This window comes from Paenibacillus sp. CCS19 (genome assembly GCF_033239625.1).
Taxonomy (GTDB): domain Bacteria; phylum Bacillota; class Bacilli; order Paenibacillales; family Paenibacillaceae; genus Paenibacillus_T.
Genome location: NZ_BTCK01000020.1, coordinates 45,249 through 66,733 on the forward strand (window position 1 = coordinate 45,249; position 21,485 = coordinate 66,733).

The following is a 21,485-nucleotide window of genomic DNA, read 5'->3' on the forward strand; positions in this document are numbered from 1 at the left end:
TCCAGTCCAGTAGTGGAGGGAATCGTCCGTGAACAAAAATACATTGATCGGCGCTGCAGTCGGCTATGTCGCCGCTGTTATAACCGGTTTCGCGCTGCCGGAGGTACTGTCGCTGATGCTGCCAGCGGGAGGCGCCATTGTCGGCAGTCTCATTCCATCGCGCCTGAATGGGAATACGCCGCCGCGCAATCAGCCGTATGGCGCTCAGCCTATGAATCCGCAGCAGCCAGGGACAGCGGTTCCGCAGTCCACGCAGCAGCAGGCAGTGACTAGTGCAGCCGCAGGCCAGACTGCTCAGCGCCCACAAGCGCAGCCGCAGCAGTCTTCGATTCCAGAAGGCTTCGAATCGGTTGTTGAGTACTTGCAGGTACTCGAAGATATGATCATCTCCGAAGGTCAGAAGAACAACCTCGACAGTGAGATTGTCGACAAGTCGCTCGCTTTGTTCGCGCGGATCCAGCGTGTTATTCCGCTGCTGAATGAGCTGGGCAACAGCAACATCAATCATACGGTTCGCAGGCTTGTGCTGAAGGACTTGAACGCTGTTATTAATCCGTTTCTTCGTCTGAGCGGTGAGATGAAGAGCCAGAATCGGCGCATGCTGCTTAACGGACTGAGGGACGTGAACTCGAAGATTACGGACATCGTCTCGACAGTCGAACATAAGGATTTGCTGGAGCTTCAGACGAAGGCTGAGCTTATCCACCAACGTTACAAGCAATCAGAGCTCTAATCGGGTCATTCAATCACTTTTCAATACGAGGAGGCAATCGACATGTCTACACAGCTCGTGCAGTTGAAGAAAGAAGATGAACAACAGGTCGTACAGGAAGCATCGCGCCTGATCGGTCAGGTTGCGCAGACGGATTCCGTACAGCTGGATTCCTTGATGGACGAGATTGGCAAGCTGGGGATGAAGACGCAGGAGAAGGCGGGGCAGACGCTCAAGCTGCTGGATCGTCCAGTCAATGATCTGATGGGCGGCAGCCGTGCGGAAGTATCGAACATGATCTTGAAGCTCCGCGGCGAGTGCGAGACGCTCCAGCAGAGCAAGAATGTCGGATTTTTCGGCAAGCTCGTTCGTAAGAGCCCGCTGAAAAACTACATCTACAAATATCAGTCGGTCAAATCGAACGTCGACGCAATTATTAACGGTTTGCGCGACGGCAAGGATACGTTGGAGGAAAGCATCGTCAACATGCGTCAGCTGAAGCGCTCTTCGCTTGAAGAGATCTACTCGCTCCAGACGAAGATTGCGTTCGGCGACAAGCTGAAGGAGCTGTTCGAGGCGGAGATTGCGAAGCCGGAGAACGAAGGCCGCAAGGCACAGCTCGAACGCGGTCTGCGCAAAGTCGTAACGCGCATTCAGTCGATGACAGAGATGATCATGCTGTACAATCAAGCGATTGCAGCAACGGATATCATTAACGATAACAACGACAAGCTGATCGACTCGGTGAACAATGCGATCGATAAGACGTCGAACCTCATTACGGTTTCTGCCATGATCGCACTTGCACTCAATGACCAGGAGAAGGTTATCAGTGCGGTTGACGCAACGAACAAAACGATCGAGAACCAGTTCCAAGAGAATGCCCGCTTGCTGCGGCAGACGACGGAGCGTACGAATGACTTGCTGGCGAAACCATCGATGTCGATGGAAGCCGTTAACCGGGCGATCACTGACCTGATGGCAGCGATCGATCTGTCCGAGCAGTCGAACCGCCGCATCATCGATAGCTGCAACGACTACACGAACAAAATGACGACGATCAACACGCAGCTGGCGAATCGTCTCGGACATGGCGCCGATGCCGCGCCTGCCCTCCAGTCAGCGCCAGCTGAGTCTGAATTGACGAAGCTGTTAAGCTGAGTTTAATTACCGTATAGTTCGCATGTTCTTCCGCCCCTCCGCATAGACTGCACCAAATAGCCGTCAGCGAAGAGAGGGAGCCCGATGATGTCCTCCATTATTCTTGGCTGTGTCATCTTTGTCCTTATTGTTGTGGCGAGCAGCGAGCGGGCGGAAGCGATTGCGGAGTTGAATGATCCCGTCAATGAACATTTGTTCAAGAGCAGAAACAGCAGAAACAAGGGCTGATCCACTGGATCAGCCCTTGTTTGTTTAGAATCTCTGCGGTTGGCGAGGAATAAGAGTGGTAAATCTACACGTATCCCTGCAAATTGTACCTGTGCGATTCTAAGATTTGTTTTGAAAGCTGGTCTGAAAAGGCGGGTTCAAAACGGGCGACAGCCCCTATTACCCATTCACAATTTCGCCCCCGTTAATATGCATGATCTGCCCGGTCATATAGGACGAGTCGTCGCACGCTAAGTAGACGTAAGCAGCGGCCATCTCGTAAGGCTGTCCCGGACGCTTCAGCGGAGTATCGGAACCGAATTCGGATACCATCTGAGCGTCGAACGATGCTGGAATGAGCGGCGTCCAGACCGGGCCTGGCGCAACGCCATTGACGCGAATGCCGCGATCAGCCAGATGTACGGCTAAAGCGCGAGTGAACGATACGATCGCGCCTTTCGTCGAGGAGTAGTCGATAAGCAGCGGATTGCCTTTGTAGGCGGTCACAGATGCGGTATTAATAATTGCCGTTCCAGGCTTCAACAGCGGGATAGCCGCCTTGGTTAGATAGAACATGCCGAACACGTTCGTCTTGAACGTACGTTCCAGCTGCTGTGCCGTGATTTGCTCGAATTGCTGCAGCGGATGCTGCTCAGCGGAGTTGTTGACGAGTACGTCAATGCCGCCATGTGCGGCTGTCGTCTGCTGAACCGCTTGTTGGCAGAAAGTTTCGTCTCCGATATCGCCGGGAATGAGCAGGCAGCGTCGGCCGGCGCCTTCAATGATTGTCTTCGTCGCTTGTGCATCGCCATGCTCGTCCAAGTAGACGATGGCAACGTCGGCGCCTTCCTTGGCGAACGCGACAGCAGCCGCTCGACCGATGCCGCTGTCGCCGCCTGTAATAAGAACAGACTTGCCTTGAAGCTTGCCGGCCGGTTTATAGGAAGGTGACTCGAAGGCAGGGAGTGGATTCATCTCGGATTCAATGCCTGGCTGTCGATTCTGATGCTGCGGCGGGAGCACTTGATGCTTTTGTGGTTGGGAAGGGCTCATCGCTCTTTCCTCCTTAATATGCCAAAATGTTAATTTCGCACTTATTATGGGGAATTCAGGCGAATCTATGCGCTGGATGGTGATGAATATCGCAAGCGGCTAATTATTAACGATTTGCAAACCGATAGTTATTAGTACAGCTACAACAGGCTTGTCTGGAGGAGAACGATGATGAACACGATATTACGACATACGAAGGGCCGTATCCAACTGAAAGGCCAACGACTTCAGCAAGTAACGTACACGGGTATTCGCGAAGAAGAGTTGTCGCTGCTGCAGGAGCAGCGCGAGCTGTTCAAGCGGATTACGAACAATGTTGTCGATGAGCTCTACGATCGTTTGATGAAGGAGTCTGAATTGGCAGCGATTATTGAGCGGCACAGTACGCTTGATCGGCTGAAGGAGACGCAGCGCTGGTATTTCGAGTCGCTGACGGACGGAACGATCGACGAGGCTTTTTTTGAACGCAGGCTGCACATCGGGCGCATTCACTCTCGGATCGGATTAACGACGAATTGGTATCTAGGAACCTATATGCTCTATCTCGATATTGCGACGAGCTGGCTGAAGAAGGAGTCGCCGGATCAGTGGCCGGTCATCGTCCTTGCCCTGAGCAAGCTGTTCAATCTCGATTCCCAGATCGTGCTTGAAGCCTATGAGGAAGGCGAGAAGGACAAGATTCAACAAATGGTCGATCAGAAGGAGCATCTGCTTCTCCAAGTGAACGGGGCGGTACAGGAGCTGACGGCGATGATCACGGAGCTGACGGCGAGCAGTAAATCGATGGCGCATGCAGCGCAGCATACGGCCGAGCTTCAACGCAGCTCCAACGAGCAAGTGCAGGCGCTTAATGACCATGTGAAAGCGATCGGCGAGCTCGGCTCTGCGATGAAGGATGTGTCGGATCAGACCCATCTAATCGGTCTTAATGCATCCATTGAGGCGGCGCGTGCAGGCGATGAGGGGCGAGGCTTTGCAGTTGTTGCCAATGAGATTCGCAAGCTGGCTGCCAACTCGAAGAACTCGCTCGATGTCATCCAAACGAAGCTCACTGACATTAACAATGCGCTGAAGCATGTCCGCACCGGCAGCGAAGCGACGCTGAAGCTTGCCGATGGCCAGGCTGCAAGCTCGCAGGAGCTCGCGTCATTCATCCAAATGATTGAATCCGTTGCATCAGAGCTTTCGAAGCTGCAGAGGCAATAATAACGATAAACATACCTAAAATCCGCGATACCGACAGCGTGAGACAGCTAACGGCAACGCGGATTTTCTTTTTCTATGAAGGCTGCGGCATAGGTCGCAACTGCCGCTGCTACAGAACGGAAACATCATCTTCTTCGTCATCTTCGTCATCTTCGTCTTCATCATCATCTACAAGCCGAGCGAGCAGCAGGCCGTCAGTTCCTTCGTTCGTACCTGTTACAAACTCGCGCAAATAGTACGTAACATAGTCACCGTAACGGCTGTTCTCTGACTCCGTAAGGTCATGAACCCAATGAACGCCAGGCTTGATGCCGTCGAGTAAAATAACGGCTGCGGCAGCATATACGCCGCTGGCGACTTGGACGTATGTCGCATTCGTTTTGAACTCGGCATAGGCATCCACGTTCTTCAAGTTGTTGTACATGTAACGCTCATGATCGTCATAGACAAGCAGTACGCCGACGAGGTCGGAGCCTTCGAGCTCGCCGTCATCGGGGTGCAGCAGCTTCTGGTCATACTCCCACAACTCTTCGATATCGTCGAGATTGTCCTGGATCAGCTCGGTCGTATAATCGTTGACGCGATAGATGAAGGCGGACTCCAGCTCATAGTCTTCGGCAAGCGCAATCGTCTCTTCATGCGCCATAATGCAGCCTGAGAACGTCAGATCGCCGAGCCTCACTGTGTATTCGCGGTTATAGACATCATCGAACAGCATATAGGTCGCATCGCTGATGGAGTACACCGGATAGTTGGAGATTGCTTCTTCCAGGAAGCATTCCGGCGACCATGTCACATAGACCGTCTTCGGTTTCACAAGCGAACGGTCTGTGTAGAACGTATCGTCCTTTTCTACAACGTAGATTGCACGGGGCTTCTGGTCAGGATTTTCTTTCATCATTTTCACAGCCATCCACTGCACAACGCCAGGGTTCATGCCCGAACAAACAATGGCTTTCACCTGCTTGAACGTGTGCTCGACCTTCTCGAAACGGTCAATCCGTTCTAACAAGCTGGTAGCTTCTGCTTCTGGCATGTCATCCACTTCCGTATCTTCGAGCGCCGTGTTCACGTAGGCGATGCCAAGCTCATCGCAGCAAGCGATCATGCTGCGCGTATCGGCCCATGACAGGTCGATGACGAGCTGAGTTTTGGTGCGCATGCAGTGCTGTTTGAGCGATTCGGCATGCGTTAGGTCAAGCTGATGAAGCTTGAGACGGGAAGAGAGTTCCGGCGCAAATTCGCGGTAGTAGCTGCGCGGTTTTTGTTCGCGATCGATTCCGTGAATTTTGGCATTGTTGAGGTAATGGTGAAGCGGGGATTGCTCGTCCGATAAGGAACGCTCGAACAGCGTAAGCAGAGCCCGAGCGACGCCTCCCGAGCTTCCTAGTACCGTTATGACGAAAGGGTTGTCCATCCTTTCGCCTCCTTCCAATTCGAATTTGTACATCCTATTCCGCAAACTATCAAAACGACTGATGCAAGAGCGGACATGCAGGACAGATTCGCATCGTTATTGGAAAGTTTTACTTTACGGCAGCAATATTGTCAGGTATAAATCAAGGTAGAGAGCATATGTTTCACGTTGATGGTATCACCTCGAAGAGGTTGTTCCCTAAAGTGCGAGGCTGAAAGCCGAAGCCGAACTTTGCGAACAAGGACTTAAAGAGCTGATTTCAGAAACGGGGGAATGCTCCGATGATCGTTGCGCCAGATTTGCCGATTCTGCCTTGTCGGATCGACGGTGGCATTAAGCTGTTTGAGCTGAAGGCTGAGCCGGTCGCTCAAGAGCTGCTGCCGGGCATTTGGATGGAAGGCTGGGGCTATAACGGCTCCATTCCGGGTCCGCTGATCGTGGTCCGAACGGGTGATGACGTTATTATTCGTGTTGAAAATCGTCTTCCCGTGCCAACCTCTGTTCATTGGCATGGTCTAGATGTGCCGAACACAATGGATGGCGTTCCGGGCATAGAACCGACGCCGCTCATTCAGCCGGGTCAGCGTTACGATTACCGCTTCCAGATTCGAAACCGGCCGGGCACGCATATGTATCATTCGCATGTCGATGTCGTTCGGCAGTTGTCTAGTGGACTTGGCGGCATGCTGGTCATCATGGACCCGAATGAGAAAGGAATCGCGCACGATTACGTCTATATGCTGCAGCAGTTCCGTTTGCTTGGACTGTCCAAGGGCGAGCTGAAGCAAGGGCGCTATCGGATTGATCCGTACAGCGATGGCTTTAATTTCTTCACCATGAATGGCCGCTGTTTTCCGCATGTGCGGCCGATGATTGCCAAGGAAGGCGACAAAGTCCGCATTCGGCTCGGCAGCATTGGAATGAATGTTCATCCGATGCATTTGCACGGTCATCAATTTCAATTGACGGCGATGGACGGCAATAAGCTTTTCCCGGGCAGCCGTCCGCTAATGAACACGATTGGCGTAGCATCCGGGGAGACCAGAGATATTGAATTTGTTGCAGATAATCCGGGCCGTTGGCCGTTTCACTGCCATATCCCGCATCATAATGCGAACAATTTCACCTCGCAGGTCGGAGGGATGTTCACGTTCATCCACTACTAAACGATCCCACTTGAATGGAGGTACCGGCTTTTGCGGAGCAAAGCAGTAATTCGCAACACGCTTCTGATCGTTATGCTGTTGCCGCTGATTGGCTATGGATTGCTACACCGCTTTAGTTCAATGGATCCTACCTTCAAAACGCCGACTGGACATTTCTATGTAGTCAGCACGGTTGCGGCGATAGCTTTTATTTTGGCCTTGGCAGTTGGAGTCGCCGGTATTCGGATGCGCAATGTGAAGGTGACCTTCGTATCGCTTGCTTTTGTATCGCTTGCCGAAGTGTTTACGCTGCACGGGTTGTCCACTCCTGGGTTTCTGCTGCATGCATCGAGCTTGCCGACTGCCGCTGCACAGCTCAGTCTTAGCCTTGCTGTGTTCTGGTTGTGGCTTTCCTCGATGTCCAGTGACCGATTGATCGTTCGGATGCTGGCTCGCCACAATGTCATGCTGCTGCCGATGTGGACGCTAATTCTATTCATTGTATGTTCGCTGTTGTTCATGAACACGCATTGGGTACATAGCGAACTGATCAAGAATGGTTGGTTCAAAGGTGCGCAATCGGTCGTCGAGATCGGATTGATTGGATGGACAGCGCGCCGGTACTGGCAATCGTATCTGGCATGGGGCTCGCCGCTCCATTTTATGCTGGTGCAGAGCTGTGGATTGTTAATCGTCTCGCAGTTCATTATGGTGACCGGTACGATATGGCATGTCAGCTGGTGGGAGTACCATGTAACGCTGCTTCTCTCTGTCGTGTTCATGATCATCGGCGTCATGCGTCAGTACTGGGCGCAGGATGCAGGTGGTTCTTCGCTGCTGGGGCTGTTCCGCGCGAATCCGCGCGAATGGATTGAAACCTGCTTATCTCCGAACGTTCGCGCACTGATCGTAACGACCGAGCGGCGGGACGCCTACACAGCGGGGCACAATTATCGTGTCGCTCTGTATGCGCTTCGTCTAGGAGAGCGGATGGAATTAAATTCAGAGCAGCTCCGAGCGATTGCGCTCGGCGGTATCGTGCATGACGTTGGCAAGCTGAAGGTGCCGGATTCCATTCTGAATAAGCCGGGCAAATTAACCCCTTTCGAACGGGATATCATTGAGCGTCATCCGCTAGCGGGTTACGACGTCTGCAAGCGGCTTGGATTTATGAAGGAAGAGCTGGCCATTATTCGCAATCATCATGAAAAATGGGACGGTACAGGCTACCCTGACCGTTTGAAGCACGAACAAATCCCGCTGCTGGCACGAGTTACGGCGGTCGCTGACGTATACGACGCCTTGACGTCGTCGCGTTCTTATCGGCAGGCGATGTCTCACGAGGCGGCGCTGGCGATTATTGCATCGGAGCGGGGCGTTCACTTCGATCCGATGTGCGTGGATGCTTGGCTCAAACTGGCGGAAGAGGATCAGCTTTTTTTCGAACAGATGTCAGGGACAGACCGGGAGCAGCAGCAAGTGCAGCTCATTAGTTCCAGCACCTGAAGGAATCGGAGATACATCCACAATATGCATGCTTAAGAAGCGCAACTAAACTCGAATTATGTCGTCTATTAGAATAGAACGTATATTCATAGACTTCATAGAAAACGAGGTAGCGCATGATGAGCAAAAGAATATGGGCCGCCCTCATCGGGGTGGCTCTTGTTATTGGCGGTTCGTATGTTGTGCTGACTAGTAAAGACTCAGCTGCAGATGATAGCCTTCAATCGGAACAATCTGGATCGGTGGCAGCGCCAGACAATAGTACGGAATCAGGATCAGCGGATAAACCGACTGCGGGTGAGCAGCAAGAGGCGGACAAGCCATCGCAGCCGAATGAATCGACAGCATCGGGCGATAGCAAAGGCGAGGGGAAGACGGACAGCAACCCAGCAGGCGGGGGGACATCAGGTTCGACAGGCAGTGGACAAGCTTCCGGCAGTAAAGGAAATAACGGTTCTAGCGACGTAGTGACCGTATCGGATCCGAATGCCGTTAGTGTGCTTGTGAACAAAACGCATCGTCTTCCTGCCGGTTATGAGCCGGACGATCTTGTTTATCCGGACGTAGCGTTTATATTCAGCGGATTGTCGGATAAGCGTAAAATGCGCCGCGAGGCCGCGGATGCCCTGAAGGAATTGTTCGACGCCGCTAAGAAGGATGGCATTGAGCTCGCTGGCGTATCGGGTTATCGCTCGGAATCCCGCCAACGCACGTTGTTCGACAACTATGTGGAACGCGACGGTCTCGAAGCGGCTTCGCGCTACAGCGCCAAACCAGGCTTCAGCGAGCATCAGACCGGTCTTGCAATGGACGTTTCCGGCAAAGACGGCAAGTGTGCGGCAGAGGACTGCTTCGCGGGTACGGACGAAGCGAATTGGCTGGCCGATCATGCCTATGAGTATGGCTTTATTATTCGATATCCGCAGGACAAGGAAGATATAACAGGCTACAAATACGAGGCTTGGCATTTGCGTTACGTTGGTGATGACCTTGCTGAGGTTATCCATTCAGGAGCGCTGACGTTGGAAGAATATACCGCGGACCATGGATCAAAATAGGTACTTTCGAAACTGGGATTCGACAAAATTATCTATTAAAAAGGTAAATATATAAAATTTTTTAGGAAGAAAGTAGGAATCGGTCGATTCGTGTCGAATAGATTGTGTAGTCCCTTTTGGAGATTGGGTCATAGACAATGAAAGGAACGTACACATCCATGTCTAGAGCTTTAAAGTCGTTCGATTATGATGAGCTGTTCCATCATTTCCAACCGATCGTTGAAGGACGATCAGCAGAGGTCTATGGCTATGAGGCTTTGATTCGAAGTCAATCCGGAATCGGACCTGATCGGTTGTTCCAGACGGCAAGACGGCGCGGAGAACTGTTCAAACTGGACACGGTCTCATTCGAGACGGCGATCGAATCCTTTTTCGGCAAGGAGCGAGCCGCAGATGACGAATCGCTTCTATTCCTCAATCTTCTTCCATCGACTATTGGCAACCCGTTGTTTTCAACCTTTATCGCAGGTCTGGAGGTGAATTACGTACGGTATTTCCGTCGAATTGTCGTTGAGCTGAACGAATCGACGGAGGAAGCGCATCTGTGGAACACGCCGACGTTCGAGCAGGGCACAAGTCTGCTTCGAACGAGCGGCTTCCGTATTGCATTAGACGACACGGGCGAAGGTGCGTCGTCGCTGCGCAAGCTCGTCGAGCTGAAGCCCGATGTTGTCAAGCTGGACCGCTACTTTGCAAGCGGCTTGTCCGCTTCGAATCAGAAGCAGCGTATCGTGAACCTGATGGCTGAGCTGTGCAGGAATGACGCGCTTCTGATTCTAGAAGGTGTGGAGACGGAGCAGGATTGGCAAATCGCCAAGCATCTCGGCGTAACGCTCGGCCAAGGCTACTGGCTCGGCCGCCCAGCCCTGCTCCCGTTCCAGCAGCAAGCCTAACCCGCATAAGGAAGACAACTGGTTGAGTTATCGCTCAACCAGTTGTTTTTTTTGTATGGGATGCAGTTCGCTCACCCGCCGAACGTGCTCCGCGCCTTACGGTTGCCACAGCGCCTATTTCACTCACAACGCCCTCCATGAACACGTAAAGGTTGCAAAAGAGCATATTGCTCCCCAATCAGCCGTTCGCGCCAATTTCGAGCGAAATAAGCTCGATTGCAACCCTTACTCCTCCAAAGTATGCCCAACTCCCCAATTAAGTGCCCAACAACCGTTAGTGCCCAGCCAGTAACTTTTCTCTTAGGTTTGCTCCATCCTTGTCATTCCGCGAGCGGATCTAAGACGCGAGCGACCATATTCCCTAAAATAATGTAGAGTGCCGCATAGCCTCAGCGGAGAGGGCTGCATCGTTCTGGAGAAGCGGAGCATATGCTTCCGATGTAGCTTTCCTCCGGAAAGCTTTTAGTTCGCCTTTGTGTCCGGATTGTTTCCATTACAGATCTACTCTAATCAGAACAATCTGGACATAACAGCGATCGGAGGAATGATGCCGCACTCGGAGCGGTTGAATAATCATCTCTATCTACGCATAACATTTTGCTTCTAATTACTAATTCATTGTTTCTTTCCCAGAGCTCCGGGCTACATCAGCGCAATAGCCAGCAATTCAAACAGCACCAGCGGCAATACTGCATTATACGGCACGAAACCGCGCGGATCGAACCATGCACATTGCAAATACAAGCAGCTCTCATCCACATGGACAATCATGCCCGAAAATTTGTGCCCATCGACCGTCTCCACCGTTACATGGCGGTGCATGTAGTTGCCGCAGAGCGGATGGATCTTGCTGCGGATGTCGAGCACATGCTTCACATGGGCAGCATCAGCCTTGTAAATTACTTTCTGCTCATGAATCGCCACTTGATTATGCTGCTTCTCATGTTTGTCATGTTTATCATACTTGTCGTACTTTTCATACTGCTCATGCTTCTCATGCTTGCCGTAGTTGTCATGCGTGTCATATGCATCATAATGCCCATATTGACCGTGATGGCCATAATGCCCGTGCTTACCATGTTGGTCATAATGCCCGTATTGTCCACCACCATACTGCTCATAGTGATGATGATGTTGTTGATGATGGTGATGGTCGTGTTTCTCATGTTTATCGTATTTATCATGCTGCTTTTCATGCTTCTCGTGCTGTTTCTCATGCTTCTCGTGCTGTTTCTCAAGTTTCTCGATCTTCTCGACCTTTTCAATCTTCTGAAGTTTCTCCAGTTTTTCCAAGGCAAACCCCTCCGGTGCAATAGGCTGGTGCTCTATGCTATGCAGGCGAATGCCTGGCGGTGATTCGAAAGCGCCAATCGTGTACAATGTACTAAGGTAGACCATTGCAGGAACGAGGCGATAGGATGGAGGTTTCCTTTTCCAGCGTATTCTTCATCAACTTGAGCGTACTCATTACGATTGCTTACTTATTCAACATCGGTTACAAATATTTGTTCCCCAGCATCTCCGGACGGATGAAGCAGGGGATCTCCGTATTCGTCTTCATCCTGGCGGGCTGGCTGACGATGCTGTTCGGACTGCGCGTCGGGGAGACACAGCTGTTCGATCTCCGATTCGTTCCGCTCATTATGGCGATTCTCGTCTTCAAGCGGCCAAGCACCTTCATTATTATCGGGATCGGTATTGGTGTCGGGAGGCTGATGTACGACGGAGTGAACGAAACATCCTGGGCAGGATGTATGAACATGACGCTGCTTGGCGTGTTCGCGGCGGCGATCAACGCTTTTCTGCAGGCGGTCGATTGGCGGTTCGTCTGGAAGACGACCGTTGCGGTCATTCTGATCAATCTATTGAATGCGCTTGATATTGCGATGATGGGTTCGATTGGGTTCAGCGAGTACTGGCACGAGGTGGCGCCGATTACGCTGCCGCTATCTACACTGCTGAGCGGATTTTTCGTATTCATGATTCGCGACTTTCACAAAGAACAGCAGCGGATCGACGAACTGCGCGGCATGAACATCATTTTGCGGCGGCAGACGAAGGAGCTGCGCGAAGCGAAGCGGGATCTGGAAGAGAAGGCCCGGCAGCTGATGCTCGCTTCGAAATACAAGTCGGAGTTTCTCGCCAACATGTCGCACGAGCTGAAGACGCCGCTCAACAGCATTCTGCTCATGTCCCAGCTCATTAGAGATAATGATGACGAACGCTATGGAATGGACGAGGTGCGCTACGGCGAGATTATTAATGCCGCGGGCAATGAGCTGCTGCAGCTCATTAACGACATTCTCGATCTTTCCAAGGTCGAAGCGGGCAAAATGGACATTGTCATCGAGCCGATTTCACCGCTCGATCTGGTGCAAATGCTGCAGGCGATGTTCCAGCCGATGGCGGATCAGCAGTCGCTGCCTTTCGTTGTGGAAATCGCCGAGGACGTGCCGTATACGATGTATACGGACGCTCTAAGGGTGAACCAGATTATGCGAAACTTGCTCGTCAACGCCTTCAAGTTTACAGAGCAGGGTTCCGTCACGCTCCGCATAGCGATGGAGACGATGACCGACACGGCTGCAACGAAGCGTCGCATCCGCGACTGGACATCTGCACTGTATCGCGGCCGTCCTGCGTCGTCACAAGGTGTCATTGTCCGTTCCGGCCAGACGACAACGGGCCGTATTCGCAAATCCGTCTATGAAGCGGCTGTCGCCCCTGCACTGTCGGTGCTGAAGCGCGGCGAAGGCGCTGCGAAACAGGAGGCGGCAGCGGGACAAGAAGCTGCACCCGTACGCGCGTCCAATTCATCGGATTACGAATGGCAGTCGGATGGGATACAGACTGACATGCAGGACACGGCTAGAAGGCAGCGGAAGCAGGAGAATTCGCAGCAGCAGGAACGCTGGCTGACGATGTCGGTTATCGATACCGGTATCGGCATCGACGAAGAGAAGCAGCAGCTTATATTCGAGGCATTCCAGCAAGAGGATGGCGCAGTCAATCGCAAATATGGCGGCACGGGTCTTGGATTATCGATCAGTCTGCAGCTTGCAAGACTGCTTGGCGGTTCGCTCACGATCTCGAGCGCGAAGGGGGAAGGCAGCACATTCACCTTGCGATTGCCGCTGCTGACGGCATCCGAAGCGGAGTCGCCTGAGCAGTAAAACTTTTTGAACGAAAAGTGTTGACTTCTGTTTGTCCGCGAGGTATATTATAAAAGTCGCTGATGCGACGAAGCCTCTTAACAAGGCGGACATGCTGATGTAGCTCAGCTGGTAGAGCAACGCATTCGTAATGCGTAGGTCGGGGGTTCGAATCCCTTCATCAGCACCATTCTTTCACATTCGAGCGCGATTCCTTCGGGAATCGCGTTTTTTGCGTTTTTCGTTAAAATTGCAGTTCTCCGTCTGAAGACCGATGCATGTTCAGGCTTACGGCGCTGTAACATCTCGATTGCGTCAAGTATGATAAGGATAAATCAATGGTTTGCGATTCGGACTAATGCTGGCTAAGTCGGCGCTTTGTTCTGTTTAATCAGCGTAACAGTGTTATGTTACATTGTTGCGAAGGAATTGCGATGGAAACACGGCCATATTACCGATCATTCGATCGGAAAGGAGTAGAAGAGGATGGAACAAGAGCTTATTTCGAAGAAGGATCTGCTTGAAGAGATGGGAATCTCCTACGGCCAGCTGTACCGCTGGAAGCGGAAGCGGCTTATTCCGGAAGAGTGGTTTATCCGCAAGTCGACCTTCACAGGTCAAGAAACGTTCTTCCCTCGTGGGCTGATTGTTGGACGAATCAGTCACATTCTCTCGATGAAGGAGGATCTCTCGCTTGATGAGCTGGTCGGCAGACTGTCGACGCTGCAATCCGACATTCGCCTGCAAATGGAGGAGATTCAAGGACGCATCGTATCAACGATCATGATAGACCGCTATGCACGGCAGATGCTCGACGGTGGCAAGCTGGCCTTTGATCAGGCGTTTTATTTGTTCGTTGCAGACTGGCTGCATCGGGTGCTGCCGGGCGGTATGACGGAGGAAGAAGGCACGCGACTATTACAGCTGCTGAGCAGTCGAATCCCACAGCTGGAGGAGCGGGCATGTCATCTCGTCGTCTTGCAAACAGCGGGGAAGCGTATCATCCTGCTTCTCGAGGGCGGGCCTCTGTATCCAGAGGAATCGGTTGTGATAGCGGCAAGTCTATCGATAGATGAAGCGGCAGAGACGTTCAAGTCGAAGCTGTACGCATATGAATGACAACAAGCAGTGGACAGGGGGAATCGGGAATGGAAAGCAAACAAGAGGCGGTTCGCGGCGATCTGACGATTAACGGGACAGGAAGAGCGGCTGGCGGTTGGTACCGGTATGTGAACGTGGACGGCATAGCTACAGTCGATGGCAGCGTGAAGTGCGAGACGATAAGGGTGAACGGCATTACCAAAATGAAGGGCGGCATCGAGGCGGACCGGCTCGACGTGAACGGTATTATGAATGGCCACGGTGACATTGCTGCCAATACGATCGCAATTGACGGGAAAGTCCGGATGAGCGGATCGGTAGCTGGTGACGAGATCCGCGTGAATGGATGGCTGAAGCTCACAGGTGACTGCGAAGCGGAGAAAGTCATTGTGCATGGGGGATTTGATTTGAACGGACTGCTTAACGCGGGACATATCGAGATCGGTCTCCAAGCACGCTGCCGCGTGAATGAAATCGGAGGCACGTCGATTAAGGTCAAACGGACGAATAAACGATGGATAGGTCCTCTTCGTTATTTGATCCCGATGATCGTGCCGCAGCTGGAAGCCAAGTTGATCGAAGGGGACGACGTTACGCTGGAGTCAACTTCAGCAGGGGTTGTTCGCGGGCGCAGCGTCGTTATCGGACCGGGCTGCACGATTAGTCGAGTGGAGTACAAGACGGAATTGAAGGTTGATGCATCGTCAACGGTCAGGGAGCGCGTGCAGATCTAGTCAGTTGCGTGTAACTCAATTGGTCATGCGAGACAGGGATACAGATTGAATGAAACGAGGAGGAAGAATAGACATGAATACAGCATATCGAGGCAGCGCCAAAGTCATGGGCAATGGTTCGATCGCAGGCGGCTCTTATGACTCCGTCCGAATTATGGGCGATAGCGAGGTGCTCGGCCCGATTGATTGCGATACGTTCAGCTGTATCGGCAATTGCAAAGTTAGAGGGAACATTCATACACAGAAGATGTTTAAGGCAACAGGCGATATTGCGGTCGAAGGTGAGTGCAGCGGCGAACAATTGAAGCTGCTCGGACAGCTCATCGTTCGCGGAGGCGTTCGCGGCAGAATCGTTAACGTTACCGGCAATCTGGAGGCGCAAGGTTATGTAGATGCGGAGCATCTCAAAATCAAAGGCACGATCGCCGTTGACGGATTAATCAATGCGGAGTATGCGGACATTCGCCTGTACGGGTCATGCCGTGTGAAGGAAATCGGCGGCAGACAGATTGACATACGCCGGAGCCCTTGGATGTCAGTTAAGAACTGGGTCAAATCGCAGATGCATACCGAGCTTACGGTGTCGGTTATCGAAGGCGATGATATCTATCTGGAGCATACGAAAGCAGACGTCGTGCGCGGCAACAAGGTTCATATCGGGAAGGGCTGCGAAATCGGACGTGTGGAATACCGCAAATCGCTCCATGTTGCAACGACGGCGAAGACAGGTGTCGAAGTGCAGTTGTAGAACTGGATCTACTATTGAAGAGGATGAGCAGACTGCCGCTCATCCTCTTCGGCATGTCCTCCATAACCTCCAATTGTCCGGTAAGTTTGCCTGTCCGCGTACGCAATCGCCTGCTCCGCAGATGATGGGATGCCGAGAATTGTCCAGTTGCAGTGCGAGCTGAACAATGCGCGGATATCGGATAGTTCTTGTCCATACCTTCTCTACGTCTTGGCATAGGATATGGTGAGCAAACGGAAAGGAGGAGGTGGAATGACACTGAAATCGGCTACTATGAAATTCACAGGCATCCGTTATTCGGTTGCTAACAAACGCGGCGCACGGACAAGCTGGTCGTCGTCCGGTTCGTGTGGATGCGGTCGGAGCAGCGGCGGTTGTCGCTCCGGCGGTGAGGATCCAGCAGTTGAAGGCATTCAAGAGGCTGGCAAAGAGCTGAGTTGTATTTTTAATACGCTGCAGAACAAATGGGTAGCAGAAGAACTGGCTAAAGCGATTCGTTGGCGTGAGAGCCGTGTTATTCAGGAAATTCTGAAGCATTGCGGCTGTGATTGCAAGGTTGTCGGCTTTTTCTGCACAGGCGAGTCCGATTGCGTACGCATCTGCTGCGAGTTCGGCAAATGGAATGAAGTAAAGGTGACGTTCGACATTTGCATCAAACGTAAAAAATCGTCCTGCGGTCGATACTAGCATCTTGTATCATAAACAACGGCTTCCTATGAGGAGGCCGTTATTTCTTTATGGGGCTAAGGTTTCTCATCAAGACGGTTAATGGGGGCATTCACGGGACGCAAGAGGCGCGCATATGCTACAGCACGTGAACGTATGGGCTATTGTTGAAGGGGGGCATTGAAGCATGCCAACAATTCCAAACTTTCCTCCGCAGCTGCTGGAGGAGCACCGGCTGTGGCACCATGCCAATCATGTGAACGGGACGTTCGTGCCTGTGGGCTGGGGAGATCGGTTCCTCCGGTTCCATCGCCAGTTCATTCGCCGGGCATTAAGTTGGTATGAACAGCAGGGGTATGACACCCGCTGGGTTGAGCCTTGGCCGCAGGTGCCGGATGCGATTCGGCGTGCGCCTTGCTACAATTGGGCGGCAGAGAATCGGATCGTGAATCAGCCTGAGTCATTCGCAACGCTTGATGAGCTGGGGCGTTTCATGGAGTCGAGCCAGGTGCACGCATGCATTCATATGACAGCGGCGAGAATTTACCGCGAGCCGGACATTAACGATTTCGACGTGGCGCCGCGCAATACGGTATTCTACAGCATTCATGGCCTTATCGATAATTGGTACCGGAACTGGGAGCGGGCGACCGGTCAGCAGCGTGGACGCAGGCCGATTCGTGTGGATGAGGAATAGAAGCGGTCTCGATTATAAAATAAAGCCGGAGCACGTCACCGTGTGCTCCGGCTTCTTCGTATGAGTCCGATATTAAGTAAGCTTCTCCAACGCGCGAAGCACTTGGATGTAGTAAGCCAGATCGCGCGGCACGAATTGTGATGCGCGAACGACAGTCTGACCGGCGACGTTGACATAGTCGCTGCCGCTCTTCTGGAGAGCAATACCGGAGGCCTCAACGGTCTCGATCTGCCCTTCGAACAGTGCGATCATATCGTTCAGCTCCGCTTCATAGAGGCCGGCCACCTCTTCAGCCTGAAGGCGCATTGCCGCCAGCGGTTCGTTCCACACGAGACCGAACACATGGCTGAACTCCCTGTCGATATAAGGAATGCCATTCGCGACGCCTTCGTCTTCCTCTTGCCAGCGGAGCAGCGGGACAAGCTGTTCGAACGGGGCGGATACGCCAAGCTCCTCCTCGAGCTCGCGAACCGCTTGAGCGACGGTTTCGCCAGCTGCTAGATGACCGGCAGCCGTGATGTCATAACAGCTTGGATTCGTGTCTTTAGTCGCGGTGCGAAGCTGGAACTGCACAAGACGCCGATCGCCCTCGCGCCTAGTCAGCCAGCAGTGGAACGTCTGATGCCAGTAACCTTTCGCATGCGCCTCGGCCCGCGTTGCCTGGCCGATCGGATTCATCGCTTCATCGAATATATCGAACAGCTCCGCTTTCATATGAGCGTGTCACTCCTTCTAGATGGCCGCTCCAGGTTCAGCAGCAGGTTCCAAATGCGAAGTGCAGTGCTTGCAGCGAGTCGCTTTGATCGGAACAGAGGACAAGCAGTACGGGCATTCCTTCTCCGTCGGCGCTGCAGGCTTCTCTTCCTCGGTGCGCTTCAGTTTACTGATCCCTTTGACGAGGAGGAATACGCAGAATGCAACGATGGTGAAGTCGAGCACAACGTTAATAAACTGACCGTATGCGATGACGGGAATGCCGTGCTCCTGCGCCTTTGCAAGCGACAGCTCCGAGGCAGGTATGCCATTCACCGTACCGCTTTTGTCAATATCGTTCAGGTTGATGTACAGATCGACGAAGTTCATGCCGCCCAGCAGCAGTCCGATTGGAGGCATAATGAGATCGTTGACGATCGAGGAGACGATTTTGCCGAAAGCGCCGCCGATAATGACGCCGACCGCAAGATCGATCACGTTGCCTTTGACGGCGAACGATTTGAATTCTTTCAATAAGGTTTTCATTCTATCCTATCCTTCCTACTCTTGTTCGTTCTATTATACCCGCTATTGCGGTATATCGAACAGAATGGATCGCAAGAATTGACGCTTGGAGGGACTTGTGGAATAAATTAGGTCTATTGGACTATGTAAAATAATTGGAAAATTAAAAGGATTATCTAGAAAATTGTCGAATTAAAACGAAGCGACTAGACTGAGAAGAAAGTTTGTGCTGATCTATGAATGATTACCTAGGGATGAGTGTCAGGACGGAGCTTCTTGTATTTCTTATATTAGCGTTTGTCATTATCGTATTTTCTTCCTTCACGATGTTCACGCTCATCGGCCATCTCAAACGGGAGCAGAGCCAGCGCCGCCACATGTGGCTGCTGTGCGGTTCCGTTGTAATCGGTATCGGGCAATGGGCCATGCATTTCCTGTCTCTATTATCCACCGAGCAATATGCCTTTATTAATGTCCAGATGCTGCTTACGTTAGTAGTGGCGGCGGGACTCGCTTACTTTTCCTTCCTCGTCATCGAGTCGGAGCGGATTACGCGCTTCCCCGTCCGAGTGATGGCTGCAGCCTTGCTGCTTAGCGCAGGTGCGCTGCTGCTTCATTATTTGAGCAGGCTGTCTTCACCATTCCTCTCGATTGATTTTGATCCCGTTATGTTCTCGTTATCGATAGCGATTATGCTTATTGGCACATTAATCGCATTGCTGCTGAATGAGACGAATTTGGAAACATCCATCTGGCCGGCGAGCATCGTGCTAGGAAGCTCGTGCATGATGATGCATATGCTCGGCATGAAGGGGATTGTCATTCGATACAGCGAGATCATGACGAGTGAACGATTGAATGAATTTTACCTCGTATTAGCAATCGTGCTTGGTGCGGCGACATTAACGATTCTGGCGATCAGTCTTATGACGCGGGTAACGGACCGCCGGTTCCGTCTAGCGGATCAGCGTTATAAGCTGCTCGTGGAGAACTCCATCGATATGATCGCAGTGCTTAACGGCAATCATTGGGAGTATGTGAATCGCTCAGGTCTGGTCATGTTTAATGCTTCCTCGCCGGAAGAGATGCTCGGCAAGTCGATTTATTTGTTCCTTGATCCGAAGCATCATGAAGAGATGGCGGGTTATATCGGCACGCTGGAGCCTGGATTGACGCACGGACCTATCGAGCTCGAGTGGTTCACGGTAACCGGCAAACGACTGTATACCGAGATCGTATTAGCGCCGACATCGATGCCTGGCCGCCGAGCTTTCCAGATTATCATTCGAGACATCTCGGAGCGGAAGAAGAACGAAGAGCTGCTGATCAACTCGGAGAAGCTATATGTTGCGGGACAGCTCGCGGCAGGCATTGCGCACGAAATTCGCAACCCGCTTACGTCGCTGAAGGGCTTCCTGCAGCTCATTTCATCGGGGCGCGGCAATGGGAAGAATTACTTCGACATCATGAAATCCGAGCTCACTCGCATTGAGTCGATCGTCAGCGAGATGCTGATGTTATCCAAGCCGCAGGTGTATGAGTTGACGCATCAGGATACACGGCGCGTCATGTACGATGTTGTCACGTTGCTTGAAGCGCAGGCCGCTCTGCATAATACGCAGATTTCGGTTGATGCAGGCAAGGAGCCGCTGTGGATCTTTGGCGTGGAGAATCAGATTAAGCAGGTCTTCATTAATATTCTCAAGAATGCGATCGAAGCGATGGTTGATGGCGGTACGATATCCATTATGTGCAAGCGAGTAGAGGATTCGGTCATGATTCGGATTGCCGATCAAGGACCGGGCATACCGCAAGAGCAGCTATCGAAGATGGGGCAGCCGTTCTACACAACGAAGGATAAAGGCACAGGGCTCGGTCTTATGGTCACATACAAAATCATCGATAATCATCAGGGCAAAGTGACGGCACACAGCGAGGTTGGCGAGGGGACGATCTTCACGATCATGCTTCCATATGCAGCGCCTCCAAGCGGCAGAGTGCCGAATACGACTGCTGCCGCTGAATCGTCGGCACTGCAGCGAGCTTCATCCGATAATGTCCTGCGGGTGCTGCCGTGGCCGCCGCAAGCAAGCATGAATACACGCGAGCGCAGTACATAGCGATAAGCGTAACAATTGCAACAGCCCCGTCCATTCCGCTCTTGTTGAAGAGGGGATAGACGGGGCTGTCGTGCTTGCTGAGCAATCGGGTGTCCTATTTCTCCGTGCGCGTATCCTGTGGATGGCGCCGCGGATGCTGCATATGTGCTTCAGGGTTGTCATCGTCGTCATGCGGGACGAGACGCGGGTCGGTATGGCCTTTATGATGATTGTCAAAATCAAGCTCGACAAGCTCCCATTCCGTATTGCCTAGCATTGGATCGGAAGGGAACATTTCACCGCGCTCCATTTTCTCCTCGCGGCCCCACTCATTGCGATATACGCCTTCGACTTCAACCTGCTCGCCGGAGATAGGCTCCATTTTATTATGCTGATTGTCACGACTCAAACGGATTTCCTCCTTCGTGCTACTCGCCCGAGTACAGCACCAACGATGCCAGCCTCGTCAGCACCTTCCATATCAGACTCACAGTCCGTGCTTAGGTACGGCCGCGCTGTCCGCTTCAGATTGAAGCTCGCTCGCTGCCGATTTGTTGGCTTGACCCCGATCTGCAAGTGATTGCTGCTTGCGTGCTGATTTTTGTTTGTCAGATGGCAATTTGCCGGACATGCTTAACCTTCTCCTTCCATGTTGGCATTGCCGATACGCGATCGGCGCTGCGGAAGCTTGCTTCAACAGTTTGCCGCAAAA

Annotated in this window: 22 protein-coding genes and 1 tRNA gene; 16 read left to right on the forward strand and 7 right to left on the reverse strand. The window is 52.3% G+C overall.

All coding sequences use genetic code 11. From position 1 onward, the window contains the following. The first annotated feature begins 28 nt into the window (after positions 1–28). The 3 genes from SBI19_RS15145 (at position 29) to SBI19_RS15155 (ending at position 2,101) form a co-directional block, all read left to right on the forward strand. The gene (locus SBI19_RS15145) at positions 29–733 is read left to right on the forward strand and encodes a hypothetical protein (protein ID WP_317969577.1); all 705 of its coding nucleotides are present in this window, start codon (positions 29–31) and stop codon (positions 731–733) included. A gap of 42 nt (positions 734–775) precedes the next feature. Beyond that, positions 776–1,873, forward strand: a complete 1,098-nt coding sequence (locus SBI19_RS15150; protein ID WP_317969579.1) for a toxic anion resistance protein — start codon at positions 776–778, stop codon at positions 1,871–1,873. A gap of 84 nt (positions 1,874–1,957) precedes the next feature. Further along, positions 1,958–2,101, forward strand: a complete 144-nt coding sequence (locus SBI19_RS15155; RefSeq protein ID WP_317969581.1) for a hypothetical protein — start codon at positions 1,958–1,960, stop codon at positions 2,099–2,101. Between the two features lie 159 nt (positions 2,102–2,260). Here SBI19_RS15155 and SBI19_RS15160 read toward each other — a convergent pair whose 3' ends face one another. Then, the gene (locus tag SBI19_RS15160; protein ID WP_317969583.1) at positions 2,261–3,133 is read right to left on the reverse strand and encodes an SDR family oxidoreductase; all 873 of its coding nucleotides are present in this window, start codon (positions 3,131–3,133) and stop codon (positions 2,261–2,263) included. 168 nt (positions 3,134–3,301) lie between these two features. Between SBI19_RS15160 and SBI19_RS15165 the strand changes: the two genes are divergently transcribed. Then, on the forward strand, positions 3,302–4,339 hold the full coding sequence (locus SBI19_RS15165) for a globin-coupled sensor protein (RefSeq protein WP_317969585.1): 1,038 nt from the start codon (positions 3,302–3,304) through the stop codon (positions 4,337–4,339). 109 nt (positions 4,340–4,448) lie between these two features. Here the strand turns inward: SBI19_RS15165 and SBI19_RS15170 are convergent, their stop codons facing one another. After that, positions 4,449–5,756: a Rossmann-fold NAD(P)-binding domain-containing protein gene (locus SBI19_RS15170; protein WP_317969587.1), complete on the reverse strand. Its 1,308-nt coding sequence runs from the start codon at positions 5,754–5,756 to the stop codon at positions 4,449–4,451. 281 nt (positions 5,757–6,037) lie between these two features. On the opposite strand from SBI19_RS15170, the gene SBI19_RS15175 reads away from it, so the two are divergent. The 4 genes from SBI19_RS15175 to SBI19_RS15190 all read left to right on the forward strand — a co-directional run bounded on the left by SBI19_RS15175 (position 6,038) and on the right by SBI19_RS15190 (position 10,358). After that, positions 6,038–6,922 (forward strand): multicopper oxidase family protein, encoded by an 885-nt coding sequence (locus SBI19_RS15175; RefSeq protein ID WP_317969589.1) that lies wholly within the window; start codon positions 6,038–6,040, stop codon positions 6,920–6,922. Positions 6,923–6,952: 30 nt separating this feature from the next. Further along, positions 6,953–8,407: an HD-GYP domain-containing protein gene (locus tag SBI19_RS15180; RefSeq protein WP_317969591.1), complete on the forward strand. Its 1,455-nt coding sequence runs from the start codon at positions 6,953–6,955 to the stop codon at positions 8,405–8,407. A gap of 116 nt (positions 8,408–8,523) precedes the next feature. Then, positions 8,524–9,465, forward strand: a complete 942-nt coding sequence (locus SBI19_RS15185; protein ID WP_317969593.1) for a M15 family metallopeptidase — start codon at positions 8,524–8,526, stop codon at positions 9,463–9,465. A 158-nt stretch (positions 9,466–9,623) separates the two neighbouring features. After that, positions 9,624–10,358: an EAL domain-containing protein gene (locus SBI19_RS15190; RefSeq protein WP_317969595.1), complete on the forward strand. Its 735-nt coding sequence runs from the start codon at positions 9,624–9,626 to the stop codon at positions 10,356–10,358. Positions 10,359–11,000: 642 nt separating this feature from the next. Here SBI19_RS15190 and SBI19_RS15195 read toward each other — a convergent pair. Then, positions 11,001–11,651 carry a hypothetical protein gene (locus SBI19_RS15195; RefSeq protein WP_317969597.1) on the reverse strand — a complete coding sequence of 217 codons (651 nt, stop codon included), beginning with the start codon at positions 11,649–11,651 and terminating at the stop codon, positions 11,001–11,003. Positions 11,652–11,776: 125 nt separating this feature from the next. Here SBI19_RS15195 and SBI19_RS29665 point away from each other — a divergent pair, with 125 nt between their 5' ends. The 7 genes from SBI19_RS29665 (at position 11,777) to SBI19_RS15235 (ending at position 17,456) form a co-directional block, all read left to right on the forward strand. Further along, positions 11,777–13,531 (forward strand): sensor histidine kinase, encoded by a 1,755-nt coding sequence (locus SBI19_RS29665; RefSeq protein WP_483312298.1) that lies wholly within the window; start codon positions 11,777–11,779, stop codon positions 13,529–13,531. A 93-nt stretch (positions 13,532–13,624) separates the two neighbouring features. Then, positions 13,625–13,700 (forward strand) — tRNA-Thr (locus SBI19_RS15210). A 296-nt stretch (positions 13,701–13,996) separates the two neighbouring features. Next, complete coding sequence (locus tag SBI19_RS15215) at positions 13,997–14,629, forward strand: DUF4004 family protein (protein WP_317969599.1); 633 nt, start codon at positions 13,997–13,999, stop codon at positions 14,627–14,629. 29 nt (positions 14,630–14,658) lie between these two features. Continuing rightward, positions 14,659–15,345: a hypothetical protein gene (locus SBI19_RS15220; RefSeq protein WP_317969601.1), complete on the forward strand. Its 687-nt coding sequence runs from the start codon at positions 14,659–14,661 to the stop codon at positions 15,343–15,345. Between the two features lie 73 nt (positions 15,346–15,418). Further along, a complete protein-coding gene (locus SBI19_RS15225) occupies positions 15,419–16,093 on the forward strand; it encodes a hypothetical protein (RefSeq protein ID WP_317969603.1) in 675 nt (224 codons plus the stop codon). Between the two features lie 252 nt (positions 16,094–16,345). Then, entirely contained in the window at positions 16,346–16,780 is a 435-nt protein-coding gene (locus tag SBI19_RS15230) for a hypothetical protein (RefSeq protein WP_317969605.1), read from the forward strand. A gap of 166 nt (positions 16,781–16,946) precedes the next feature. Then, a complete protein-coding gene (locus SBI19_RS15235) occupies positions 16,947–17,456 on the forward strand; it encodes a hypothetical protein (protein ID WP_317969607.1) in 510 nt (169 codons plus the stop codon). Positions 17,457–17,528: 72 nt separating this feature from the next. On the opposite strand, the gene SBI19_RS15240 is transcribed toward SBI19_RS15235, so the two are convergent. Together SBI19_RS15240 and mscL are read right to left on the reverse strand one after the other, a co-directional pair. Further along, positions 17,529–18,170, reverse strand: a complete 642-nt coding sequence (locus SBI19_RS15240) for an NUDIX hydrolase (RefSeq protein ID WP_317969609.1) — start codon at positions 18,168–18,170, stop codon at positions 17,529–17,531. A gap of 18 nt (positions 18,171–18,188) precedes the next feature. After that, positions 18,189–18,695 carry a large conductance mechanosensitive channel protein MscL gene (gene mscL / locus SBI19_RS15245; RefSeq protein ID WP_317969611.1) on the reverse strand — a complete coding sequence of 169 codons (507 nt, stop codon included), beginning with the start codon at positions 18,693–18,695 and terminating at the stop codon, positions 18,189–18,191. Between the two features lie 233 nt (positions 18,696–18,928). On the opposite strand from mscL, the gene SBI19_RS15250 reads away from it, so the two are divergent. Beyond that, entirely contained in the window at positions 18,929–20,794 is a 1,866-nt protein-coding gene (locus SBI19_RS15250) for an ATP-binding protein (RefSeq protein ID WP_317969613.1), read from the forward strand. 94 nt (positions 20,795–20,888) lie between these two features. Here SBI19_RS15250 and SBI19_RS15255 read toward each other — a convergent pair whose 3' ends face one another. Both SBI19_RS15255 and SBI19_RS15260 read right to left on the reverse strand, forming a co-directional pair. Further along, positions 20,889–21,182 (reverse strand): transposase, encoded by a 294-nt coding sequence (locus tag SBI19_RS15255; protein ID WP_483312299.1) that lies wholly within the window; start codon positions 21,180–21,182, stop codon positions 20,889–20,891. Between the two features lie 78 nt (positions 21,183–21,260). After that, positions 21,261–21,404 carry a hypothetical protein gene (locus tag SBI19_RS15260; protein WP_317969614.1) on the reverse strand — a complete coding sequence of 48 codons (144 nt, stop codon included), beginning with the start codon at positions 21,402–21,404 and terminating at the stop codon, positions 21,261–21,263. Positions 21,405–21,485 lie beyond the last annotated feature (81 nt).

Bases quoted from the DNA above. Each gene is read 5' to 3' on its own strand.
- SBI19_RS15225 (WP_317969603.1), top strand. From the start codon at position 15,419: ATGAATACAGCATATCGAGGCAGCGCCAAAGTCATGGGCAATGGTTCG.
- SBI19_RS15260 (WP_317969614.1), bottom strand. From the start codon at position 21,404: ATGTCCGGCAAATTGCCATCTGACAAACAAAAATCAGCACGCAAGCAG.
- SBI19_RS15150 (WP_317969579.1), top strand. From the start codon at position 776: ATGTCTACACAGCTCGTGCAGTTGAAGAAAGAAGATGAACAACAGGTC.
- SBI19_RS15190 (WP_317969595.1), top strand. From the start codon at position 9,624: ATGTCTAGAGCTTTAAAGTCGTTCGATTATGATGAGCTGTTCCATCAT.
- SBI19_RS15160 (WP_317969583.1), bottom strand. From the start codon at position 3,133: ATGAGCCCTTCCCAACCACAAAAGCATCAAGTGCTCCCGCCGCAGCAT.
- SBI19_RS15250 (WP_317969613.1), top strand. From the start codon at position 18,929: ATGAGTGTCAGGACGGAGCTTCTTGTATTTCTTATATTAGCGTTTGTC.
- SBI19_RS15175 (WP_317969589.1), top strand. From the start codon at position 6,038: ATGATCGTTGCGCCAGATTTGCCGATTCTGCCTTGTCGGATCGACGGT.
- SBI19_RS15235 (WP_317969607.1), top strand. From the start codon at position 16,947: ATGCCAACAATTCCAAACTTTCCTCCGCAGCTGCTGGAGGAGCACCGG.
- SBI19_RS15165 (WP_317969585.1), top strand. From the start codon at position 3,302: ATGATGAACACGATATTACGACATACGAAGGGCCGTATCCAACTGAAA.
- SBI19_RS15220 (WP_317969601.1), top strand. From the start codon at position 14,659: ATGGAAAGCAAACAAGAGGCGGTTCGCGGCGATCTGACGATTAACGGG.
- SBI19_RS15230 (WP_317969605.1), top strand. From the start codon at position 16,346: ATGACACTGAAATCGGCTACTATGAAATTCACAGGCATCCGTTATTCG.
- SBI19_RS29665 (WP_483312298.1), top strand. From the start codon at position 11,777: ATGGAGGTTTCCTTTTCCAGCGTATTCTTCATCAACTTGAGCGTACTC.
- SBI19_RS15240 (WP_317969609.1), bottom strand. From the start codon at position 18,170: ATGAAAGCGGAGCTGTTCGATATATTCGATGAAGCGATGAATCCGATC.
- SBI19_RS15170 (WP_317969587.1), bottom strand. From the start codon at position 5,756: ATGGACAACCCTTTCGTCATAACGGTACTAGGAAGCTCGGGAGGCGTC.
- SBI19_RS15215 (WP_317969599.1), top strand. From the start codon at position 13,997: ATGGAACAAGAGCTTATTTCGAAGAAGGATCTGCTTGAAGAGATGGGA.
- mscL (WP_317969611.1), bottom strand. From the start codon at position 18,695: ATGAAAACCTTATTGAAAGAATTCAAATCGTTCGCCGTCAAAGGCAAC.
- SBI19_RS15155 (WP_317969581.1), top strand. From the start codon at position 1,958: ATGATGTCCTCCATTATTCTTGGCTGTGTCATCTTTGTCCTTATTGTT.
- SBI19_RS15185 (WP_317969593.1), top strand. From the start codon at position 8,524: ATGATGAGCAAAAGAATATGGGCCGCCCTCATCGGGGTGGCTCTTGTT.